Below are 19014 nucleotides of genomic sequence, written 5' to 3'. Positions count from 1 at the left end.
CCGCGGCGTGAGCGCGGCGAGGAGCCCGGCGGGAGTTCGAAGACACGCGCTAGGCTCCCCGGATGGCACAACTTCCGACGGTCGCCGAGATCACCGCGTTGCACCAGGCGTACGCACCCACCCGGGCGGTCTTCGAGAAGGTGCACACCCACTGCGCCATCGTCTGGCGCATCGCGGAGCAGCTCCTGGCCGGCCCCGCCGGCGCGGGCGTGGATCGTAACCTGGTACGGGCCGGGTGCCTGTTGCACGACATCGGCGTGTACCGGCTCTACGACGAAACCGGTCGGCTCGACGGCGCCAACTACGTCCGGCACGGCCTGCTCGGCGCGGAGATCCTGCGCAAGGAGGGCCTGCCCGAGGTGCTGCACCGGTTCTGCTCCTGTCACACCGGCGTCGGCGTGACCCGGGCCGACGTGGTGAGCCAGCAGTTGCCGATTCCGGTCGACGACTACGTCGCGGAGTCGGCCGAGGAGCGTCTGGTCATGTACGCGGACAAGTTCCACAGCAAGTCGAACCCGCCCCGCTTCCTGCGCCCGGACACGTTCGCCGCCAAGATCCGCCGCTTCGGTGACGACAAGGTGGTCACGTTCGAGGCCCTGTCGGCCGAGTTCGGCACCCCCGAACTCGACGTGCTCGCAACCGAGTTCGGCCACCGCGTCAGCTAGGCCCTGTCCGGCGGATTTGGCGGGTCCGCGCGGACCGGGCCGGATGCGCCCCCGCGCATCGAGCCGGCCGCGCCCACCGCGTACCCCGGTCGAGTGTCACATTCGCCGCCCCCGTCGGGTCGGCAGTTCGACCGACGCCGCCGCGGCCACCGTCCCACTTCCGGCGCTACGCCTCGTTCGTCGCCGGGCGGCGGTCGAAGTGGGTGGTGCTGGTGTTCCGGCCGACCTGAGCGGCACCGACCTGGCCCGGGCCGGTCAGGCGGGCAACATCGCCGACTTCATCGACGTCTACTCCGGCATGGACGCCGCGCTCCTGGCCACCACACCGGCGATCGTGGCGCTGTTGCCGCTGATCACGTACCGCAGTCCGGTGTTGTGGCTGATCCCGCTGATCTCGGCGGCACTGGCCGGTCAGGTCGCATCCAGCGTGGTCTATCTGTTGGCCCTGGTGCGCAGTCTGCTCCTGCCGGCGCTCGCGCTGGAGATCGGCCCCCGTTTCTGGCGGCCGGCGCGTCCGCGAGACTAGGTCGACAACGCACGCACGGAATCCGGAGGCACCCGCACCATGAGCACGCCGCGACCGCCCGCCCGCAGCGCCGAACAGCGCCGCCTGGACACCCTGCACCGCCTCGAGCACGACGTGGACGCGTGGGTGGCCACCGCCGACGCGACGACCGGAACGCCGTATCTGGTACCGCTGTCGTTTCGCTGGGATGGGGAGACGATCCTGATCGCGACCGTCTCCACGAGCCCGACCGCGCGCAACCTGCTGGCGGGCGGTTCGGCCCGGCTCGGCATCGGGCCGACCCGCGACGTGATCATGATCGAGGCCGACGCCGAACCCGTGGCGGTCGCCGACATGGCGGCCGAGACGGCGGACGCGTTCGCCGCCGTATGCGGCTTCGACCCGCGCGTGGCCGGCGCCCCGTACCACTACTTCCACCTGCGTCCACGGCTCCTCCAGGCGTGGCGCGAGGCCAATGAGCTGAAGGGCCGCACCCTCCTGCGGGAGGGCGACTGGCTGCATCCGTAGCGGGATTCGGCGGGTCCCCGAACATGGACCGGCCCGCCGCCGGTCTCGCGTGGGTACCGGCGGCGGGGGTCGTATCGGGGAGGGCTGCCCGGGGTGCTTCCCGGGCGGGGCCTACCTGCGGAAGTACGTGTCGAAGTTGCGCGAGAACTCGAGGTTGTTGAACCGGTCCCAGTTGATCGACCAGGTCATCAGACCCCGCAGGTTCGGACGGACACCGTGCGTCTGGTAACTCCCGCAATTGGTGCCCTTGGTCAGGCAGTCCAGGGCCTTGTTCACCTCGGTGGTGGACACCCAGCCGTTGCCCGCCTGGGTCGAGGCCGGCATGCCGATCGCGACCTGCTCCGGGCGCAGCGCGGGGAACATGTTCTCGGTCTTGCCCGCGACCGGGAAGCCGGTGAGCAGCATGTCCGTCATCGCGATGTGGAAGTCGGCGCCGCCCATGCTGTGGTACTGGTTGTCCAGGCCCATGATCGAGCCCGAGTTGTAGTCCTGCACGTGCAGCAGCGTCAGGTCGTCACGCAGGGCGTAGATCACCGGCAAGTAGGCTCCGCAGCGCGGGTCTTGGCCGCCCCACTGCCCGGCTCCGTAGTACTGGTAGCCCAGTTGCACGAAGAACGTCTCCGGCGCCATGGTGAGCACGAACCGGCTGCCGTACTTGGCCTTGAGCGTCTTGACCGCCGAGATCAGGTTGACGATCACGGGGGTGGTCGGGTTCTTGAAGTCGGTGTCACCGGTGTTCAGGGACAACGAGTGGCCCTCGAAGTCGATGTCCAGGCCGTCGAGTCCGTATTCGTCGATGATCGCGCCGACGGACTGGACGAACTTGTCCCGCGCGGCCGTCGTGGACAGTTGCACCTGGCCGTTCTGGCCGCCGATCGAGATCAGTACCTTCTTGCCGGCGGCCTGCTTGGCCCGGATGGCGGCCTTGAAGTCGGCGTCGCTCTCCACTCCGGGGCACTCGGTCACCGGGCAGCGGTTGAACCGGATGTCGCCGGAGGTGACCGATGTCGGCTCGCCGAAGGCCAGGTTGATCACGTCCCAACTCGCTGGTACGTCCGCCATCTTGGTGTAGCCCGAGCCGTTGGCGAAGCTCGCGTGCAGGTAGCCGATCAGGGCGTGCGGGGGCAGTTGGCCGCCACCGCCGTCGGTCGCGGTGGTGACGGTGAGCACCGCCGACTTGGCCGATTCGCCGGCCGCGTTGGTCGCGCTCACCTGGAAGCCGTACGCGGTGGCGGCGGTCAGTCCGGTCACGGTGGCGGTGGTGCCGGTCACGGACTGCGCCAACACCCCGTCGCGGTAGACGTTGTAGCCGCTCGCGCCGGAGACCGCGGTCCACGACAGGGGCACGGTGGTCGTGGTCGGCGTGCCGGCCGCGAGGCCGGTCGGGGTGGCGGGGATCTGGGTGCCTCCTCCGGTGGTGGTCACGCTGACGGGGGCCGACTTGGCCGACTCCCCCGCCGAGTTGGCCGCGCTGACCTGGAAGCTGTACGCGGTGGCCTGGGTCAGGCCGGTCACCGTGGTGCTCGTGCCGGTGACGGTCTGCGCCAACGCCCCGTCGCGGTAGACCTTGTAGCTCGTCGCGCCGGGAACCGCGGTCCAGGACAGCGGCACGCTGGTCGCGGTCGGCGCGCCGGCGGCCAATCCGGTGGGGGTGGCCGGGATTTGGGTGGTGCCGCCCGGGCCGATCAGGGAGAGGTCGTCGGCGTAGTAGGCGCCGGTGCCGTACCAACCGTGGGTGTACAGGGTGACCGAGGTGGTGCTCGGCCCGGTGCGGAAGTTCGTCGTGAGGCGGGTCCAGTCCGGTGCGGAGCCGGTCCACGTGGACGGATCGGTGGTGCCGGTGCCGGTCGCCCCGAGGTAGACGTAACTCCCGCGGAGCCAACCGGAGATGACGTAGTCCGAGGAGGGCTGCACGGTGACGGTCTGCGAACAGCGCGCGTTGTCGCTGCCGGCGGGGGTGGCCTTGAGGGCTCCGGTGCCGGCGTGCACCGGGGTGGTGACCGCGACGCCGCTGCCGGCGCTGCAGGTCCAGCCGGTCAGGGCGGACTCGAAGCCGCCGTTCTGGACCAGTTCGGCGGCACCGGCGGCGGTGGTGCCCGCGGCGTCGGCCGCACCGCCGCCGGCGACGGTGAGCATGGCGGCGGTCAGGAACGCGGTGCTCGCCGCGGCGACGAGGGGGCGCAGCCGCTTGGCGCGTGGTCGCGTGGGGGGACGAACGCTGGTGGATCCGGGCATGGGATTCCTCGCGTGGTCGGGACGGGACGGTGCGGGGAGCCCGGGCCGGTCGCGTGGTCCGGCCCGGGCGGGGCCTGTCCGGTGGATCCCGGTGGATCCCGGTGGGATCCCCGTGGATCTCGCCGGTCCGGACAGGCCCCGGTGGCGCTACGGCAGCGTGTCGAGGTGCGGGCCGACGGTGTTGGAGAACTGGTTGCCGTTCAGGGCGTCCCAGTTGGTCGACCACGTCATCGCGCCGCGCAGACCCGGGTAGGTCTTGCTCGGCTTGAACGTGCCGCAACCCGTGCCCTTGGCCAGGCAGTCCAGGGCGTTGTTGACGACGGTCGGCGAGACATAGCCCGAACCGGCGCCGCGCGGCGAGGCGGGCAGGCCGAGGCCGACCTGCGAGGGCGCCAGGCCGCCTTCGAGTTGGATGCAGGCGAGGCCGGTCATGAAGTCCACCGTGCCCTGGCTGTAGACCTTGCCGTCGCAGCCGAGCATCGCACCGCTGTTGTAGTACTGGGTGTTGACGACGGTGAGGATGTCCTTGATCGCCAGCGCGGTCTTGAAGTACTCGGTTCCGGTCGACTGCATGTCGAGGGTCTGCGGCGCCATGGTGATCACCAGGCTCGGGCCGACCTTGGCGGAGAGCGAGCGCAACGCCTGTGACATGTAGGTGGAGTTGATGCCGTTTTCGAGGTCGATGTCGACGCCGTCGAACCCGTAGGTCTGGAACAGGGTGTACAGCGTGTTGGAGAAGTTGCTCGCGGCGGACGCGCTGTTGATCGAGACGCTGCCCTTCTCCCCGCCGACCGAGATGATCACCTTCTTGCCGGCCGCCTTCTTGGCCGCGATGTCGGCCTTGAACTGCGCCTCGGAGTAGTTCAGCGCCGGGTCGAGGGTGAACGAGACGCCACCGGGTTGGCCGGTCGCGTCGGCGAACGAGACCGCGATGATGTCGTATTCGGCGGGCACCTGGGCGATGGTCTGGATCGTGGCGCCGTTGTTGAAGTTCTGCCAGTAGCCGGTGAGTACGTGCTTGGGCAGCGTGCCGCCGCCTCCGCCGTTGGTGGTGGTCGCGGTCACCGCGCCGGACTTGGCCGATTCGCCGGCCGCGTTGGTGGCGCTGACCTGGAAGCTGTACGCGGTGGACGGGGTCAGGCCGCCGGCGGTAGCGGAGGTCCCGGTCACGGACTGCACCTTGGCGCCGTTCTGGTACAGGTTGTAGCCGGTCGCGCCGGGGACGGCGTTCCACGAGAGGGGAACGCTCGTGGACGTCGGGGCGCCGGCCGCGAGACCGGTCGGGGTGGCGGGGATCTGGGTGCCGCCGCCGGTGGTGCTCGCGCTCACGGTCGCCGACCTGGGGGACTCGCCAGCGGAGTTGGTCGCGGTGACCTCGAAGCTGTACGCGGTGGACGGCGTCAGGCCGGTGACGGTGGCGGAAGTGCCGGTCACGGACTGCACCTTGGTGCCGTCGCGGTACACGTTGTAGCCGGTCGCGCCGGGGACCGCGTTCCACGAGAGGGGGACGCTCGTGTCGGTGGGGGCGCCGGCGGCCAGACCGGTGGGGGCGGCCGGGATCTGGGTGCCGCCGCCGGGTCCGGACAGGGTGATGTCGTCGACGTAGTAGGCGGGTTGGCCGTACCAGCCGTGGGTGTAGACCGTGACGGACGTGGTGGACGGACCGGTCCGGAACGTGGTGGTGAGCTGCTGGTAGGTACCGGCGCCCGGCGTCCACGTGGACGGGTCGGTGGTGCCGGTGCCGGTCGCGCCCAGGTAGACGTAGCTGCCCTGGACCCAGGCGCTCAGCGTGTAGGCGGAGTTGGGGAGGACCGTGACGTTCTGGCTGCAGCGGGCGTTGTCCGCGCCCGCCGGGGTGGCCTTGAGGGCCCCGGCGCCGGCATGCACCGGGGTGCTCGCCGCCGCGCCGGAGCCGGCCGAACAGGTCCAGCCGGAAAGTCCGTCCTCGAAGCCGGGGTTGCTCACCAGGTTGTCGGCGGCCCGGGCACTGCCGGCGCCCACGAGGGTGAGACCGGCGCCGGCCAGGGTGATCGCCGCGAGGGCGGCGAGGGTGGGATGCCCGCGGCGAGGGGACTTCGCTCGCGGAACGTGCGAAACGCGTGCCACTACTGCCTCCGTGCGTGGAGAAGCGATGTGGGTGGTAGCGATGGGACTTGCGTGCGCGACAGCCCGCCCTGCGCGCTTATTGGTCTAGGCCAAAGTGGTCCAGACCAATAGAGCATGTCAAGGTTTTCCCGGTGATCCGACGCCGTTTACCTGGGCGTCGCCGTTCGATTACGCTCCGCAGTGGGCGGATTGCCCTCGTTGCGGCCCACGTCGCGCCGCTCAGAGGTCGCGGCGGCGCAGGACGAGCGCGGCGGCGACCAGGAGGGCGAGCGGCCAGCCGGCCATGACGAGCCAGGAGTGGGTCGCCGACGGGGGGTACGGGCCGAGTTCGTCGTCGGCGGTGCCCGCACTCGCCAGTGCGGACCAGGCGTTGCGCGGCATGAGGTTGGCCGCTTCGGCGAGGAACCGGCCGCCCTCGGGGATCAGTTCGGGCACCACACCGAGCGCGACGAAGACCGCGAACACCGCGCCCGCCTGGTGCCGGACCAGCACGCCGGCGGCCAGGCCGAGCAGCGCGGCCACCGGAAGCAGTACGCACGCCGCCAGGAACCCGCGCGTCACGCCGGGGTCGTCGAGCGCGAGGCCGAGGCCCTTGCCGGACAACACCGCCTGGGACGTCCCGAACGAGGCGATCGCCGTGGGCACGCCGATCGCGGTCGCCACGGCGCTCGACACCGCGGCCTTGGCGAGGAGTACGCGGCGCCGGTCCGGAACGGCGATGAAGGTGGTGCGGATCAGGCCGCTCGCGTACTCGCCGGTGAAGGACAGTGCGCCGATCACCGCGGCGCCGATCATCAGGAAGCCCCAGACGCCGTGGTTGAAGGAGGCGGCGAGTCGATCGAAGTCGGTGCGACCGCGCGTGCCGATGAGGTCCACGCCGGAGCACAGGAACCAGGACAGGGCGGCGGTGCCGGGCGGAGCGAGAAGGAGGGGGAGCAGGAGCAGCCGCTGGGAGGAGAGTTTCAGCCACTCCGCGGCGAGGAGGTCGGGGAAACGGGCGGGGTGGGAGTGCGTCGGGGTGGTGGGCGTGGACGTCGGCATCCTGGATCCTTGTCGCGGTGGGGCCGGCCGCGGGGCGCGGCGCGGGTCAGACGTCGCGGCGGCGCAGCAGCGGCAGCAGTACCGCGAGTGCGGCGAACGCCCAGGCGGCGAGCGTGATCCAGGCCGTCGGCACGGACGGGAGCCGTTCGACGGTGTGGCCCGGGTCCATCACGGTCAGCCGCCCCCACGCGTAGCCCGGCAGCGCGTTGGTCACGTGCGCGCTCCGCTCCGCGTCCAGCGGCGGGATGCGTCCCTTTCCGGCCACCGGTCCGGCCAGGAAGAAGACGAGCACCGCGAACACCGTTCCGGCGGTGTTGCGGATGATCGCCGCCAGGGCCATCCCGATCAGGCCGCAGACCGGAAGCAGCACGGCGGTGCCGGCGATGGCGCGGCCCACGCCGGGGGTGCCGTACGAGAAGCCCGGGATCCGGTCGCCGTAGGTGGCGAGCGTGACGCCCCAGGCGCCGACGCCGATGACCAGGCCGACGACGGCGAGGGTGCCGGCGAGCACCGCCGCCTTGGCCGCCAGGATCCGGGTGCGCGCCGGTACCGCGATGAACGTGGTCCGGATCAGGCCGCTCGCCTGCTCCCCCGCCACGGTCATCGCGCCGAGCGTGCCGGCGGTGGCCATCAGCAGCAGGAACTTCGGGAAGGGGAAGGCGTCGTGCGCCGGATCCGGGTGCCGCTTCAGCTCGGCGGCCAGGGTCGGCCAGTCGGCGTAGGTGGTCGCGGCGCCGTCGTGGGCGAAGTAGAGGTAGAGCGGGACGAGCAGTGCGAGCACGATCGGGGTCGAGCGCAGCGAGGTCAGTTTGATCCACTCGGCGGCGATGAGGTCGCGCCATCGGGGGCGGGTGTCCGGGGTGGTCCACGTGGTGCTCACCGGCCCGCCCCTCCCTCGGCGCGGGCCGCCGTCGCCGCCGCGCGGTACCGCACGCTGTCCGCCGTCAGCTGCATGAAGGCGTCCTCCAGGGTGCCGCCGTGTGCGGTGACCTCGTGGACCATCACCCGGTGGGTGAAGGCCAGTTCGTTCACCTCGGCGGCGGTCGGGCCGGTCACCGCGAGCGTGTCGGGGCCGTGCGCCCGGACCGTGGCGCCGGCCTCGGCCAGCACGGCGGCCAACGTGGTCGGGTCGGGCGTTCGCACGGTGACGCCGCCGGTGGTCGCGCGGGCCGCGAAGGCGGCGAGCGATTCGTCCGCGAGCAACCGCCCGGCGCCGATCACGACCAGGTGGTCGGCGGTGTGTTCCATCTCGCCCATCAGGTGGCTGGAGACCAGCACGGTGCGGCCCTCCGCCGCCAGTTCGCGGAACAACCCGCGCGCCCACCTGATGCCCTCCGGATCGAGGCCGTTGACCGGTTCGTCGAAGAGCAGCACGGGCGGGTCGCCGAGCAGGGCGGTGGCGATGCCGAGGCGCTGCCGCATGCCGAGCGAGAAGCCGCCGATCCGGCGCCGGCCCGCGTCGCCCAGGCCGACGGTGGCCAAGACCTCGCGCACCCGGCCGCGCGGGAGCCCGTTGCTGCGGGCCAGCGCGCCCAGGTGGGCGTTCGCGGTGCGGCCGTTGTGTACGTCGTTGGCGTCGAGGAGCGCGCCGACGTGGCGCAGTCCGGTGCCGAACTCGCGAAACGGGCGCCCGCCGATGGTCGCCCGGCCGCTGGTGGGCGTGTTCAGGCCGAGCAGCATGCGCAGGGTGCTGGTCTTGCCCGCACCGTTCGGGCCGAGGAATCCGGTCACCATGCCCGGTCGCACGGTGAAGGTCAGGCCGTCGACGGCCAGGACGCGGCCGTAGCGCTTGGTGAGGTGTTCGATCTCGATCATGCCGTCGAGGTTGCCGGGGGGCGGGTACGGGTCGCATCGGCCCGTGGCCCGGCCCCGGGGGCGGGCGGCTCCGTCCGTGGGATGGGGTCCACGGGCTGATTCGGTGTGGGGCGGCTGCCGGCTAGGGTCGGCACGTGCCACGACTCTCGAAGACCTCCGCCCCGCCGACCCGGTTGTCGCCGGGCGCGTTGACGACGCTCGGCTGGTGCGCGGTCCCCGCGTTCGCGCTGCTGCTGTACGGGACGCTGCCGCAGCCGATGCATCCGGTGTTCCTGGCTCGGGATCGTTTCCTGTCGCCGTCGCCGGGTGTGGTGGTGGCGGTGGCCGTGGTGACGGCGCTGCCGATCGGGTGGGCGGTGCGGCGGCCGCTGCCGGTGTTGGGGCTGCTGCTGGCCGAGGCGGTCGCGGCCCGGGTGTTCGGAACGCGGTGTTGGCCGCTGTTCCTGGCGGCGGATGTACTGGTCTTCCATCTCGCGGTGAGCTGTACGCGCCGGGCCTCGGTGGTGGGTCTGGTGGGCGTGCTCACCGGCTGGGCCGTGGTCGCCTCGGCCTTCGTACCGGCGGGCCGAATCTTCGCCGTGCTCACCGGGCCGTCCTCGGGGCTGGCGGTGATCGCCGTCGCGGCGTGGATCCTGGGCAGTTGGATCCGTCTCCGGCAGGACCACGCCGAGGAGTTGCGGGCGCAGGTCGCGGTACAGGCGGTGCAGGCCGAACGGCTGCGGATCGCCCGGGAGCTGCACGACTTGGTCGCGCACAACATCGGCGCCATCGCGATCCAGGCGGGCGCGGCACGGCGGGTGATCGAGACCCAGCCGACGGGGGCGCGCGACGCGCTCGGGGTGATCGAGGCGACCAGCCGGGAGACACTGACGGGGCTGCGGCATCTGCTCGGCGCGCTGCGCGAGGCGGATGACGGTGTGGTGGGCTCGGCGCCGGGCGCGCCGGCAGCGGGCCTCGCGGACCTCGATCGACTGGTGGCGGGCATGGCGGAGGCGGGGGTGCGGGTGGAGATCCGTCGGTTGGGGCAACCTCGGCCGCTGGCGGCGGAGATCGAGTTGTCGGCGTTCCGGATCATCCAGGAATCGCTCACCAACGTGGTGCGGCACGCGGGGGCCGACCGCTGCCGGGTGTCGGTGGACTACGGGGTGGCGGAGTTGGCGCTGGAGATCGTGGACGACGGGGGCGGCGGCGGAGCCGGCGGTCGGGGGGCGGGGCTTGCGGGCAGCGGCTACGGGATCGCCGGGATGCGTGAGCGCGTCGCCCTGCTGCACGGGTGGTTCAGCTCCGGGCCGCGGCCCGAGGGCGGCTTCCGGGTGGCCGCGGGGTTGCCGATATGACGATCCGGGTCGTCTTGGTCGACGACCAGCCGGTGGTGCGTGCCGGGCTGCGGATGTTGATCGCCGACATCGCGGACATCGACGTGGTCGGCGAGGCGGGCACCGGCGCCGACGCGGTCCGGCTGGTCGACGAACTCGGGCCGGACGTGGTGGTGATGGACATCCGGATGCCGGTGATGGACGGGATCGAGGCCACCCGGATCATCACCGCGAAGTCCCCGGCCTCGCGGGTGATCGTGCTCACCACGTTCGACGAGGACGAGAACGTGTACGGGGCGCTGCGCGCGGGCGCCGCCGGGTTCCTGGTGAAGGACATGGTGCTGGAGGACATCATCGCCGCGATCCGGGTGGTCTCCGCCGGCGACGCGCTGATCGCCCCGGCGGTCACCCGCCGCCTGATCCGCGACTTCGCCGACCGGGCCCCCGCGCCCGCCCGCCCCCGACGCCCGATCGAGGGCATCACCGACCGCGAACGCGAGGTCCTGATCCTGATCGCCCGCGGCCTCTCCAACGCCGAGATAGCCGCCGAGCTCTACATCACGATGGCCACCACCAAAAGCCACGTGGCCCGCCTCCTCTCCAAACTGACCGCCCGAGACCGCATCCACCTGGTCATCACCGCCTACGAGGCAAACCTGGTCTGAGGGCCGGCCGGCGGCGTGGGGGCGGTCGGTGTCGGAGCGGGTCCCGGTCGGGGGTCAGTCGAGGCAGAATTCGTTGCCTTCCGGGTCGGTCATGACGATGTGGCCGGCTTCGAGGGGTGGGGTGGGGTTCCGGCGGTGTACGCGTTCGGCGCCGAGGGCTTCGAGGCGGGTGCATTCGGCTTCGAGGGCTGCCATACGTTCTTCGCCCCGGAGGCCGGGGGCCGCGCGGACGTCGAGGTGGACGCGGTTCTTGGCGGTCTTGCCCTCCGGTACCTGCTGGAAGAACACGCGTGGGCCCCGGCCGTTCGGGTCCTCGATGGCCGATCGCGAGTTGCGCTGCTCCTCCGGGACGCCGATCCGGGCGAGGAAGTCGTCCCAGGCGGCGAGGGGGTCGGCGCCCTCGGGCAGGTCGACTCCGGGCGGGGCGGGGTGCACGTAGCCGAGGGCGTCGCGCCAGAAGGTGGACAGGGCCTTGGGGTCGTGGGCGTCGAAGGTGATCTGGATGTGGCGGCTCATGGGGTGATCCGTTCGTGGGGGTTCGGGGGTGTGACTTCGTGGGGGTTCGGGGGTGTACTTCGTTGGGTTCTTGCTGCTCCTCCCACCTCGGCGATCCTGGCACGCATTGCGGACAGGATCGGTCCGCTGTCCGTCTGGCACCGTGGACGGCATGGATGTGGCGAGCGGTGGCGAGTTGGGGACCACGGAGCGGGTGCTCACGTTGCTCGGGTTGTTGCAGCAGCGGCGGGTGTGGACCGGGGCGGAGTTGGCCGATCGGCTTCGGGTCACCGCGCGCACCGTGCGGCGCGACGTGGAGCGGCTGCGGGTGCTGGGGTATCCGGTGCACGCCGAGCAGGGGGTCGGCGGGGGCTACCGGCTCGGGGCGGGGCAGGAGGTGCCGCCGCTGCTGCTGGACGACGAGGAGGCGATCGCGACCGCGGTGTCGTTGCTCGCGGGTGCGGGCGGCGCGGTCGCCGGTGCCGGGGAGGCCGCGCTCCGGGCGTTGACCAAGCTCGATCGGGTGCTGCCCACGCGGTTGCGGCACGAGGTGCGGGCGCTGTCGGGTTCGGTGGAGTTCTTCGGCCGGGGGCGTACGCCCGTCGACCCCGAGGTGGTGATGACGCTGGCGGGGGCGTGCCGGGACGAGGTCGAGGCGGGCTTCGACTACCCGTCCGGGGGCGAGGTACGGCGGCGACGGGTCGAGCCGTATCGGCTGGTCGCCTCCGATCGACGGTGGTACCTCCTCGCGTACGACCTCGACCGGGACGGCTGGCGCAGTTTCCGGGTCGACCGCATGACCGGGGTGTCGGCGCGGACCTGGCGCTTCCGGCCGCGCGCCGCGCCGGACGCGGCGGCTTATGTACAGGAGGGTGTGGCGAGTCGGGTGTACGCGCACCAGGCCCGCCTCCTCGTCCACGCGCCGGCCGACACGGTACGCGCGCAGATCCCCCCGTCGGCGGCCGTCGTACACCCGCTCGAAGAGGACCGCTGCGAGGTCGTCAGCGGTGGGGGCAGCCTCGACTACGTCCTCATGCACGTGGCGCTGCTCGGCCACGACTTCGAGGCGATCGCCCCGCCGGAACTGGGCGCCCGCTGCCGCGAGTTGGCCGGGCGGCTGGCCGCGGCCGGGGCGACGCCGCCGGGCGGGCCCGGCGGCGGGCCGACTCCCGGGTAGGCGTGGCTGGTCACCCGTTGAGGCCGGTGCTTCGACCGGCCCTGGACCCGGCACCTCGCGGAAGCCGCCGAGCGCGACGTCGCACGTCGTCGACCGCACGTCGGGACGGCGCGAGGACACCGCCCGACGCGGCGCGGGGCCCGGTCACGGGCCGCGGTCAACCATCCGTGGTGCGGGGCCCGTTGATGGTGGGCGGGCGGGGTCGGCCTGATGGGCGGCGGCGGTGTACGACGATCAGGATGTCGGTCCAGGCGATTCCGGCTCCGATGACGGAGCCGATCGCGGCCGGGATCCACAGGGCTCGGGCGCCTGCCGCGTCGGTGTCGGCGGCCACCGCGAACAGGGTGGCGGCCAGGATCAGGACCGGGAGCGCGATGCCGGCCGGGGTCAGGCGGCGGGCGAGTGGGCTGAGATGGACGGGTAGGTGGTGGTGACCGCCGGCGTTGCGGCTCGGAGGTGGCTGGGCTGCTCGTGCGGTCATGGTCGACATCTACCCGACGGGACCCCCGCCACGCCAGACCGGACCGGCGACTCGGCGGTTTCGTGCTCGGGCGGAGGTGGCGTGGGCTTCCGGGCCATGCGCGTCACCGGCGCGCTCGACGTCGGCATCACCTGGGTCGGCACCCACATCACGACCGAGGCCGAGACCCCATGAAGATGGCGTCCGCGCGCCCCGGCGTCCGGCCGGCCTGCCGGTGAGGGAGTTCCCTTCGTTCTCGGGCAACAAAGAGGAGCGTCACTTATTGCGTTGCAATATTCACTCCGAGTGTCCATCCTGATGGTTGTTCCCGGCTTTGAGGCAGCGCGGCGACGGAGGAACCCGGCACCGCGAGGAGTCGCACCGGGGATGCCCGACGCCGGCCTCCCCCGACCCCGACCGGGGCGGAACCGGGAGCACTCCGCGCCGACGGGCACACCGAAGCCCGCCACACCCAACAAAAAGGGACAAAACAATGCGCAGCAACACGCTCATCGTCATCGCCGCGAGCACGGCACTGGCCACCGTGTTGATCACCTCGTCGACCGCCTCGGCCGAGCCGGACCCGCCCGGCTGCGCCAAGGGGTCGTTGTGCGCCTACGGCGGCGAGGATCAGACCGGCCCGCTCGTACTGTCCACCGCGGTCGACTGGGCCGGGGACGTGCTCTTCAGATCGGCGTTCAACAACGGCACCACCCACGCGGGAGCCGATCACGTCGAGCTGACGTACGCGGTCGAGGGCGGTACCGAAACCGACTGCCTCGACCACAACCCCTTCGGCCACTACAAGGGCAATGCCGGCGAAGGCGTCCACCTCGTCAAGATCGTGTGGCGCGGCTCCTGTTGATCCCCTCCCGCGGACACTCACTCCTCGACCGCGCGCCCCGACCGAGGCCACACCACCACGGAGGACCCATGTCCATGTTCGGCACTTCCCGGATCGCGGCCAAGACGGCGAAGAGGGCCACCGCCCTGGCCGTCGGTACCGCACTCGTCGGAATCCTCACGATTCCGGCCGGCACCGCAGCGGCGCGAACCGCTACGGTGCAGAGCAGCCCGGGACACTTCCTCGCCGACGGCGTCAACATCCGCAGCGGACCGGGACTCGGCTACACGATCCTGGGCCAGGGCTACAACGGTGAAACATTCACCGCCCACTGCGCCGTGGCCAACGCCGAGGGCCACTGGTACCGCCTGACGACCCACAGGGGCAACGTCACCGGCTATGCGGACCAGAACTACCTGTTCAACGACGGTGGCCTCCTGGGCAACTGCTGACGTCAGACACACCGATGGAGGTGCCGTCGGCCTCCACCCAGGCACGAGCAGGGCGGCGCGGATGCGCGGGGCGGGGCCTGGCCGGGCGCGAAGTGGCTCGCCGGCCCGGGTCGCTCGGGTGCCCTCCCGCACCCATGCGGCTGACGCACGGGGGGCCGGCCCACCCATCGCGCGAATTCGGCCCGTCGGTCGACGGAAATGGGCCCGTACGCCCGCGCATTCGGGCTGACCGGCGGGGTTGCGGCGGGCCGCCGGCGGGGGCGGCCTAGGCTGGGCGCGTGAGCACTTCCCCGTACCGCCCCGTGCCCGCACGGCCGGCGACGAGCGCGGATGTCGACGCGATCGTCGCCGCCCTGACCACCGCTTTCTTCGACGACCCCATGTGGGGACCGGCGTTCCCCGACGTCGAGCGTCGCGCCGAACAGGCGTCCCAGCTCTGGCGGTTGCTCGCCTGCTCCGCGCTGCGTCACCCCTGGGCGCTGGTCACCGAGCACGTCGAGGCCGCGGCGCTGTGGATCCCGCCGGGCGCGAGCGAACTGGCGGCGGAGGAGGAGAGCGATCTGGAGACGTTCCTGGTCGAGCTCACCGACCGCCCCACCGCCGACGGAATCCTGCGCATCTTCGAATTGCTCGGCGACGCGCAACCGAGCGAACCGCACTTCTACCTGAGCCTGTTGGCCACCCACGACGACCACCGCGGCCGTGGCCTCGGCATGGGCCTGCTGACCGAGAACCTGGCCCGGATCGACGCCCTCGGCGAGCCCGCCTACCTCGAGTCGTGCAACCCGGCCAACAACGCGCGCTACGAACGGGCGGGCTTCACCACCCTCGACACGGTCACCCTGGACACCGGCCACGTGGTCACCACCATGTGGCGCCCGGCCCGCCCCACGCCCTGAGCCGTCCCGCGACCTCGGCCACCCACGCCGACTCGTCCGGTGCCCTCACCCGCCCACCGAACCTCACGTTTTGCTCAGATCCCGCCCCTTCCACGCGCCACCCTCCTAGCCTCGTCGCCTGCGGGCGATCCCCCGGCCCACGCACCGGATCGGCGCCCGGCGAGTGCGGCAACGGAGGTGCGATGAGCCCGAGTCGGACACCCGATACGTGGATCGCCCCGGCACGCGTCGACCCCGTGCTGCGCTCGACCGCCCTGCTCGACGAGGTCGCCGACCGCTATCCGCGCGCGGTGTCCCTGGCCGCCGGACGTCTCGTCGACCCGACCCGAGCCGAGCCGGCCGACGGGCGTCAGGAGGCGCTGGCCCATGCGTTGCGGGCGCTGCGCCGTTCGGATCGCGACGTGGTCCTTGCCGTCGCGCCCACCTACATCGGCCTCACCCGCGCCGCCCGCCTCGTCGAACTGCCGGTACTCCCCGTCGCCGACGGCCCGCGCGGCGTCGACCTCGACGACCTCACCGCCCAGGTGCACGGCGCCCGCGCCGCCGGGCTGCGCCCCCGAGCGCTGTACCTGGTCCCGGACTTCGCCACCCCGGCCGGAATCGGCCTGGACCTGTCCACGAGACACGAACTTCTGGATCTCGTCGCCGACTTGGACCTCCTGCTGCTGGAGGACGACCCCTACGGCCCGGCACCCGTACCCACCACCGCCAACCCCCACCGCCCGCCGGGGCTGCACACCCTCGACACCCGCCGCCGGGTCGTACACGTGGACACCTTCACCCGAAGCACCCACACCCCACCCACCACCACAAACACCAACACCACCAACTCCCCCGACCGAACCACGTGGGCCGCACGCGTATACCTGCACAACCCCCGCCACCTCCTCGAAGGTCTCGCCACCCGCTTCGGCCACGGCCCACTGGCCGGCCGAGTGCACTGGCACAGCCCCGCCGGCGGCCTGTTCACCGTGCTGACCGTCCCGTTCGTGGTCGACGACGCGCTACTGGAGTTGTCCGCAAGGGAGTTCGGCGTGTTGTGGACGCCCATGGCGCACTTCTACGACCCGGGTGTCGGACCCGCCCACCGGCTGCGCCTGTCCGGCGGCGCCCTGGACCCGGCCCGCATCGACGCCGGCCTGGACCGCCTGGCCGCCCTGGTCGGCGACCGCTCGGGCCACCACTCCCGCCGCCCGGATCGACGCGCGTCCACCCACCTCGTCCCCTGACGCGCCGACGATCGGCCCGAGCCGATACAACCAGCGATATGGTGTGCGAAGTACGGGAGTTGCCCAAAGCTCGACCGGACGGGAGCACACCATGGCAGTACCCGTGGCGATGAACCACCTCGCCTACCAGACCCGGGACCTGGCCGCGACGCACCGCTTCTGGACCGAGGCGGTCGGCGCCGAACTCGCGGGCGCGGTCCGCGAGGAGTCCCGGACCACCAGCAGCGGCGAGGTCACCCCGCCGTTCCTGCACGTCTTCTACGCGCTCGCGAGCGGCGAGTGCATCGCGTTCTTCGACGTGGCCAAGGAGTACGAGCCGGTCCCCGACGGCCTGGAGTGGTGGACCCGGCACGTCGCGCTCGCCGTCGACTCGACCGCCGAGGTCGACGCGATGGCCGAGCAGATCCGCCGACACGGCGTCGAGGTGCGCGGCCCGATCGACCACGAGGGCGTCTGGTATTCCGTCTACTGCTTCGACCCCAACGGCGTACACCTCGAAATCACCCACCAGAACCGCCCCTTGACCAAGCAGGACGCCGACGAGGCCCGGTCCGCGTTCGACGACTGGCTCACCGACCGGGCGGCCGGCCGGGTCTGAGGCGCGAGCCCGGGACACCCCCGTAATCCCGGGCCCGACCCCGTCAGCTCTCGACGCGCGCGTAGCGCACCATGACCACACCGGCGTCGAAGGTTCGCGTATCGACCAGGCGCAGCCCGCGGCGCACGTCGTCGTTCCGGAAGACCGGCTTGCCGCCGCCCAGGATCACCGGGTGCACGAAGAGCGCGTACTCGTCGATCAGGCCCAGTTCGGTGAGCGTGTTGGCCAGTCCCGCGCCGCCGCTCAGCAGGATGTCCTTGCCGGGCTCGGCCTTGAGCGCGGCGACGTCCTCGGCCACGTTCGCGCCGATCACCTCGGCGCCGTGCTCCGCCTGCGTCAGCGTGGTCGAGACCACGACCTTGCGGGTGGCCCGCCAGACCGGCGCGAACCGCAGGTCGTGCGGATGGGTGGAGATGGTCTCGACGATCGGCCAGTAGCCGGCCATCATCTCCCACACCACGCGGCCGTACAGGAACGTGTCGACCCCTTCGTTGATCGTCTGCCCGAAGTCGGACAACTCCGGACCCATCGTCGGCCAGTCGAACTCACCGTTGGGGCCCTCGATGTAGCCGTCGACCGACTGGTGGACCATGTAGAGGATCTTGCGCATGAGGTGCTCCCTGGGAGGATCGGGGCGGGGATCGGGGGATTCCGGCCGTTTCCGCTGTTCTCACGGTGAGGTCGGATCCGGCGACACGTTCTCGACATCGATGACGAAAGATCCCCCCGGAAGTTCTTCAGGCGCCCTCGCCCACCCGCGCCGCGCGTATCTCCAGATAGCGGCGCTCCGGCAGGCTCGTGGTGCGGCGGGCCGCCTCGCGGTACGCCTCCCGCGCCGCCTCGCGGTCCCCGGCCAGTTCGAGCAGGTGGCCCCGTACCGCCCAGACCCGGTGCCGGCCGGCCATGCGCTCGTCCCCCGCCAGCGTGTCGAGCAGGTCCAGGCCGGCCTGCGGGCCGTGCACCATCGCCGCCGCGACGCTCTGGTTCAGGGTGACCATCGGCCCCGGCGACAGGTGGGCGAGGAGCCGGTACAGCGCGAGGATCTGCGGCCAGTCGGTGTCCTCGGCGCGCGCCGCCTCGGCGTGCACCGCGGCGATCGCGGCCTGGACCTGGTACGGCCCCGGCGGCCCCCACGTGAGCGCGTCGGTGACCAGGTCCGTGCCCTCGCGGATGGACTCGGCATGCCAGCGGGTCCGATCCTGCTCGGCCAGCGGGATCAGCGCGCCGTCGGCGCCGGTCCGCGCGGCCCGCCGCGAGTCGGTGAGCAACATCAGCGCCAGCAGTCCGGCGATCTCGCCGTCGTCCGGCCGCAGCCCGTGTATCGCCCGGGTGAGCCGGATCGCCTCGGCGGTCAGGTCGGTCCGGTGCAGGTCGGGGCCCGAGCTGGCGGTGTAGCCCTCGTTGAAGATCAGGTACAGCACATGCAGCACCGCCCGGAGCCGCTCGATCGCCTCGGGTCCGGCGGGGGTGCCGAATCGGCCGCCGGCCGCCTTGATCCGCTGCTTGGCCCGGCTGATCCGCTGCGCCATGGTGGCCTCGGGGACCAGGAAGGCGTCGGCGATCTGCGCCGTGGTCAGCCCGCCGACCGCGCGCAGCGTCAGCGCCACCTGCGAGGCCCCCGACAGCGCGGGATGGCAGCACAGGAACAACAGGGTCAACGCGTCGTCGTGGGCACCGCTCGGCTCCCCGTCGGGCGCGGGCGCCACGTGCTCGTCGGCCGGCGCCTGGGCGGCCAGCCGCTCCTCGCGGTTGCGCCGGGCACGTTCGCTGCGCCAGTGGTCGATCAGCCGCCGATCGGCCACGGTGAGCAACCACCCGAAAGGATGGTCGGGCAGCCCGTCCACCGGCCACTGCACGGTCGCCGCGAGCAGCGCCTCCTGTACGGCGTCCTCACACGCGTCGAACTGGCCGTGTCGACGGACGAGCACACCGAGGACCTGCGGGGCCAATTCCCGCAGCAGGTCCTCGGCGGGCGCGTCCATGC

The 19014-nt window shown here is 72.0% G+C and carries 20 protein-coding genes; 11 read left to right on the top strand and 9 right to left on the bottom strand.

What is annotated here, in order from left to right; genetic code table 11:
* The first annotated feature begins 62 nt into the window (after nucleotides 1-62).
* The 3 genes from ACFRCG_RS42640 (at nucleotide 63) to ACFRCG_RS42630 (ending at nucleotide 1698) form a co-directional block, all read left to right on the top strand.
* On the top strand, nucleotides 63-665 hold the full coding sequence (locus tag ACFRCG_RS42640) for an HDIG domain-containing metalloprotein (RefSeq protein ID WP_380041790.1): 603 nt from the start codon (nucleotides 63-65) through the stop codon (nucleotides 663-665).
* A 199-nt stretch (nucleotides 666-864) separates the two neighbouring features.
* Nucleotides 865-1191: an MMPL family transporter gene (locus ACFRCG_RS42635; RefSeq protein ID WP_380041788.1), complete on the top strand. Its 327-nt coding sequence runs from the start codon at nucleotides 865-867 to the stop codon at nucleotides 1189-1191.
* A gap of 39 nt (nucleotides 1192-1230) precedes the next feature.
* The gene (locus ACFRCG_RS42630; RefSeq protein ID WP_380041785.1) at nucleotides 1231-1698 is read left to right on the top strand and encodes a pyridoxamine 5'-phosphate oxidase family protein; all 468 of its coding nucleotides are present in this window, start codon (nucleotides 1231-1233) and stop codon (nucleotides 1696-1698) included.
* A 111-nt stretch (nucleotides 1699-1809) separates the two neighbouring features.
* Here the strand turns inward: ACFRCG_RS42630 and ACFRCG_RS42625 are convergent, their stop codons facing one another.
* The 5 genes from ACFRCG_RS42625 to ACFRCG_RS42605 all read right to left on the bottom strand — a co-directional run bounded on the left by ACFRCG_RS42625 (nucleotide 1810) and on the right by ACFRCG_RS42605 (nucleotide 8895).
* Nucleotides 1810-3933, bottom strand: coding sequence for a fibronectin type III domain-containing protein (locus ACFRCG_RS42625; RefSeq protein ID WP_380041783.1), 2124 nt, complete (start codon nucleotides 3931-3933; stop codon nucleotides 1810-1812).
* A gap of 147 nt (nucleotides 3934-4080) precedes the next feature.
* Nucleotides 4081-6039 carry a fibronectin type III domain-containing protein gene (locus tag ACFRCG_RS42620; protein ID WP_380041780.1) on the bottom strand — a complete coding sequence of 653 codons (1959 nt, stop codon included), beginning with the start codon at nucleotides 6037-6039 and terminating at the stop codon, nucleotides 4081-4083.
* A 219-nt stretch (nucleotides 6040-6258) separates the two neighbouring features.
* Nucleotides 6259-7080, bottom strand: coding sequence for an ABC transporter permease subunit (locus ACFRCG_RS42615; RefSeq protein ID WP_380041778.1), 822 nt, complete (start codon nucleotides 7078-7080; stop codon nucleotides 6259-6261).
* Nucleotides 7081-7126: 46 nt separating this feature from the next.
* Nucleotides 7127-7960 carry an ABC transporter permease gene (locus tag ACFRCG_RS42610; protein ID WP_380041776.1) on the bottom strand — a complete coding sequence of 278 codons (834 nt, stop codon included), beginning with the start codon at nucleotides 7958-7960 and terminating at the stop codon, nucleotides 7127-7129.
* The gene (locus ACFRCG_RS42605) at nucleotides 7957-8895 is read right to left on the bottom strand and encodes an ABC transporter ATP-binding protein (protein ID WP_380041774.1); all 939 of its coding nucleotides are present in this window, start codon (nucleotides 8893-8895) and stop codon (nucleotides 7957-7959) included. Before ACFRCG_RS42605 ends, ACFRCG_RS42610 begins: the two co-directional genes overlap by 4 nt.
* Nucleotides 8896-9029: 134 nt before the next feature.
* Between ACFRCG_RS42605 and ACFRCG_RS42600 the strand changes: the two genes are divergently transcribed.
* Nucleotides 9030-10232, top strand: coding sequence for a sensor histidine kinase (locus tag ACFRCG_RS42600; RefSeq protein ID WP_380041771.1), 1203 nt, complete (start codon nucleotides 9030-9032; stop codon nucleotides 10230-10232).
* Entirely contained in the window at nucleotides 10229-10876 is a 648-nt protein-coding gene (locus ACFRCG_RS42595) for a response regulator (protein ID WP_380041769.1), read from the top strand. Before ACFRCG_RS42600 ends, ACFRCG_RS42595 begins: the two co-directional genes overlap by 4 nt.
* 54 nt (nucleotides 10877-10930) lie before the next feature.
* Here the strand turns inward: ACFRCG_RS42595 and ACFRCG_RS42590 are convergent, their stop codons facing one another.
* Nucleotides 10931-11392, bottom strand: coding sequence for a VOC family protein (locus tag ACFRCG_RS42590; protein WP_380041767.1), 462 nt, complete (start codon nucleotides 11390-11392; stop codon nucleotides 10931-10933).
* A gap of 151 nt (nucleotides 11393-11543) precedes the next feature.
* Here ACFRCG_RS42590 and ACFRCG_RS42585 point away from each other — a divergent pair, with 151 nt between their 5' ends.
* A complete protein-coding gene (locus ACFRCG_RS42585; RefSeq protein ID WP_380041765.1) occupies nucleotides 11544-12548 on the top strand; it encodes a helix-turn-helix transcriptional regulator in 1005 nt (334 codons plus the stop codon).
* 157 nt (nucleotides 12549-12705) lie between these two features.
* Here the strand turns inward: ACFRCG_RS42585 and ACFRCG_RS42580 are convergent, their stop codons facing one another.
* Nucleotides 12706-13029, bottom strand: a complete 324-nt coding sequence (locus ACFRCG_RS42580) for a hypothetical protein (RefSeq protein ID WP_380041763.1) — start codon at nucleotides 13027-13029, stop codon at nucleotides 12706-12708.
* A 472-nt stretch (nucleotides 13030-13501) separates the two neighbouring features.
* Between ACFRCG_RS42580 and ACFRCG_RS42575 the strand changes: the two genes are divergently transcribed.
* The 5 genes from ACFRCG_RS42575 to ACFRCG_RS42555 all read left to right on the top strand — a co-directional run bounded on the left by ACFRCG_RS42575 (nucleotide 13502) and on the right by ACFRCG_RS42555 (nucleotide 17030).
* Nucleotides 13502-13873 carry a hypothetical protein gene (locus ACFRCG_RS42575; RefSeq protein WP_380041761.1) on the top strand — a complete coding sequence of 124 codons (372 nt, stop codon included), beginning with the start codon at nucleotides 13502-13504 and terminating at the stop codon, nucleotides 13871-13873.
* Between the two features lie 74 nt (nucleotides 13874-13947).
* The gene (locus tag ACFRCG_RS42570) at nucleotides 13948-14304 is read left to right on the top strand and encodes an SH3 domain-containing protein (RefSeq protein WP_380041759.1); all 357 of its coding nucleotides are present in this window, start codon (nucleotides 13948-13950) and stop codon (nucleotides 14302-14304) included.
* 278 nt (nucleotides 14305-14582) lie between these two features.
* Nucleotides 14583-15203: a GNAT family N-acetyltransferase gene (locus tag ACFRCG_RS42565; protein ID WP_380041757.1), complete on the top strand. Its 621-nt coding sequence runs from the start codon at nucleotides 14583-14585 to the stop codon at nucleotides 15201-15203.
* A 182-nt stretch (nucleotides 15204-15385) separates the two neighbouring features.
* Complete coding sequence (locus ACFRCG_RS42560) at nucleotides 15386-16432, top strand: hypothetical protein (protein WP_380041755.1); 1047 nt, start codon at nucleotides 15386-15388, stop codon at nucleotides 16430-16432.
* Nucleotides 16433-16523: 91 nt separating this feature from the next.
* Entirely contained in the window at nucleotides 16524-17030 is a 507-nt protein-coding gene (locus tag ACFRCG_RS42555) for a VOC family protein (RefSeq protein ID WP_380041752.1), read from the top strand.
* 43 nt (nucleotides 17031-17073) lie between these two features.
* On the opposite strand, the gene ACFRCG_RS42550 is transcribed toward ACFRCG_RS42555, so the two are convergent.
* Both ACFRCG_RS42550 and ACFRCG_RS42545 read right to left on the bottom strand, forming a co-directional pair.
* Nucleotides 17074-17640, bottom strand: a complete 567-nt coding sequence (locus ACFRCG_RS42550; protein WP_380041749.1) for a dihydrofolate reductase family protein — start codon at nucleotides 17638-17640, stop codon at nucleotides 17074-17076.
* A gap of 127 nt (nucleotides 17641-17767) precedes the next feature.
* Nucleotides 17768-19012, bottom strand: coding sequence for an RNA polymerase sigma factor (locus ACFRCG_RS42545; RefSeq protein WP_380041746.1), 1245 nt, complete (start codon nucleotides 19010-19012; stop codon nucleotides 17768-17770).
* Nucleotides 19013-19014: the final 2 nt, after the last annotated feature.

The sequence above is a fragment of the Embleya sp. NPDC056575 genome, from assembly GCF_042793325.1.
In the GTDB taxonomy this organism is placed as follows: domain Bacteria; phylum Actinomycetota; class Actinomycetes; order Streptomycetales; family Streptomycetaceae; genus Embleya.
Note: the sequence above shows the minus strand (reverse complement) of the source record. Positions and strands in the feature narration are given on the sequence as shown.